The organism is Streptomyces sp. RP5T (assembly GCF_003933965.1).
Lineage (GTDB): Bacteria > Actinomycetota > Actinomycetes > Streptomycetales > Streptomycetaceae > Streptomyces.
In genome coordinates this window covers 1-1876 of the sequence record NZ_RSAJ01000981.1, presented here as the reverse complement: position 1 = coordinate 1876, position 1876 = coordinate 1, and the positions used below count along the sequence as shown (strand labels likewise).

Genomic DNA, 1876 nt, shown 5'->3' with positions numbered 1-1876 from the left:
GACCCCGGCCTGCCCCCCTCGCTGGACACGGAGACGCCGCCGGGGCCGGGAGTCGACCCGGTCGCCGTCCGCCACCTGGCCGCCCGGACCGCCGTGGAGGCTCATCGACTGCTCGCGGAGGCGCTGCGGGCACCCTCCGCGCGCCTCTCCCCCGTGCAGGAGCTGACGGTTGCTCAGGACGCCGTACGGCTCGCCGTCGCCGCGCCCGACCCGGCGCTGGTGGAACGGCTCGCCCTCGGATCCGGGCGCGACCCGCGGTCCCTGACGGACGCCACGCACGCGTGGGGGCTCGGTGGCACGGACGCGCTGTCCGTGCTGGAGGAGCCGTGGCAGCCCTCGGGCGGCACGCTCGCACGCGCGCGTGCCGCCCTGGACTCCGCCTGGGACGAGGACGAACGGCCCGCGCTCGCGGCGGACGGCAACCGGTGGACGGTCGTCGGCGCACCCGCCCAGGTACGCCTGGGTCGGGACGGCCGGTGGTGGCCGTACCGGAAGGAGCGGGAGAACTGGACGCTCGCGGGCCCTGCGGCGCTCGATCCGGCGACGGCGCTGGCCTCGGTGGAGCTCACCTCAGCCGAACTCCAGCGGTAGTTCGGCCAGTCCCCGCAGGAGCGTGCTGCTGCGCCAGGTCAACGTGTCCGGGTCGGCCGCGAAGGCGAACACGGGCCGGTGACGCAGCAGCAGACGCAGGGCGACGGTCGCCTCGGCGCGGGCCGGCGGGGCGCCCAGGCAGTGATGCGGGCCATGGCACCGTTGACGGGACTTCCTTTCACGGTTGTCGGGCCTGCGGCGTCCCGCTCCGGCCGCTTCACCCGTCGGCCCGCCACAGTGCGGGCAACGAGGCCGCGAGTGCCGTCGCCTGGGCGTGACCGGCCCGGGCGGCCGCGGGGCGGCGCGCGTCGGACGTCAGGTCGCGGCCCATGGCACGGCGTGCGGCGTGGTCCGGCGTCACGAGGGTGACGTGGGCGCCCAGGTCGGCGAGCGCGGCCGCCTGTCGTTCGGCGCCGGGATGGGGGCCCACCGCCGCGGAAATCGGGACGATGGCCAGGACGTGGTCATGACCGCGCGCGAGGTGGAGGTTGGCCGTGGCGCGGCTGCCTCCGTCCATCCAGCGGCGCCCGGCCACGGTGACGGGGGGCCAGACCACCGGAACCGCGCAGCTCGCCGCGACCGCTTCGAGGAGCGTGACGTCCGAGTCGGCGTCGAAGGCCGCCAGTTCCCCGGAGAGGGCGTCGACGGCCGTGATCCGCAGCGCGTGGTCGGGCCAGTCCCGCACGCCGTGCAGCAAGGGGCGCAGCGCGTCGAACACGTCGGACTCGGGTCCCGTACGGGCCTTCAGCGCCGCTCGTCCGAGGCGCTGGACGGAGCGTCTCGGGTCGCGGGAGCCGAGCGCGGCCCACAGGAAGCGGAGGGTCTGGCCGAGCCCGACGCGGAGGTCCACCCGGTCGGCACCGGCCAGTTGGCCTTCGTACAGCCGGTGCGCGGACTCGCCGGCCAGGAGGCGCGAGCCGAAGATCGCGCCGGCCGAGGTGGCGATGACGACGTCCGCGCGGGTCGGGGCGGCACCGGCGTCGCACAGGCCGGCGAGGACTCCCGTCATCCAGGCTCCCCCGACGGGGCCGCCACCGCCGAGGACAAGCGCCGAACTGCCCATCTCTCCCCCCTCCCATCGAAATGGGGAGTGCTCCCCACTTACACTCCCGACGATAGCATCACTACCGGGGAGCGCTCCCCGGTAGTGCGAAAGGGCGATCATGAGCGACGAAGCGACGGCTCCGGCACGGCGGCGTGATGCGCGACGCAACCGGGAGTTGCTGATCGAGGCCGCCCACGAGGTCTTCGCGGAGCAGGGGCTGGAGGCACCTCTGGACGTGAT

General features: G+C 75.3%; 1 protein-coding gene and 3 pseudogenes. 2 read left to right on the top strand and 2 right to left on the bottom strand.

Features of this window, described 5'->3' with window-relative positions:
* A pseudogene (locus EHS43_RS43695) lies at nt 1–591 on the top strand (SWF or SNF family helicase); the annotation flags it as partial.
* Here the strand turns inward: EHS43_RS43695 and EHS43_RS48595 are convergent.
* Nucleotides 571–747: pseudogene (locus tag EHS43_RS48595) on the bottom strand (cytochrome P450); the annotation flags it as partial. The pseudogenes EHS43_RS43695 and EHS43_RS48595 sit on opposite strands and share 21 nt — an antisense overlap.
* Nucleotides 748–808: 61 nt before the next feature.
* On the bottom strand, nt 809–1654 hold the full coding sequence (locus tag EHS43_RS43685) for a patatin-like phospholipase family protein (RefSeq protein WP_125195956.1): 846 nt from the start codon (nt 1652–1654) through the stop codon (nt 809–811).
* A gap of 100 nt (nt 1655–1754) precedes the next feature.
* Between EHS43_RS43685 and EHS43_RS48590 the strand changes: the two are divergent.
* Nucleotides 1755–1876: pseudogene (locus EHS43_RS48590) on the top strand (TetR/AcrR family transcriptional regulator); the annotation flags it as partial.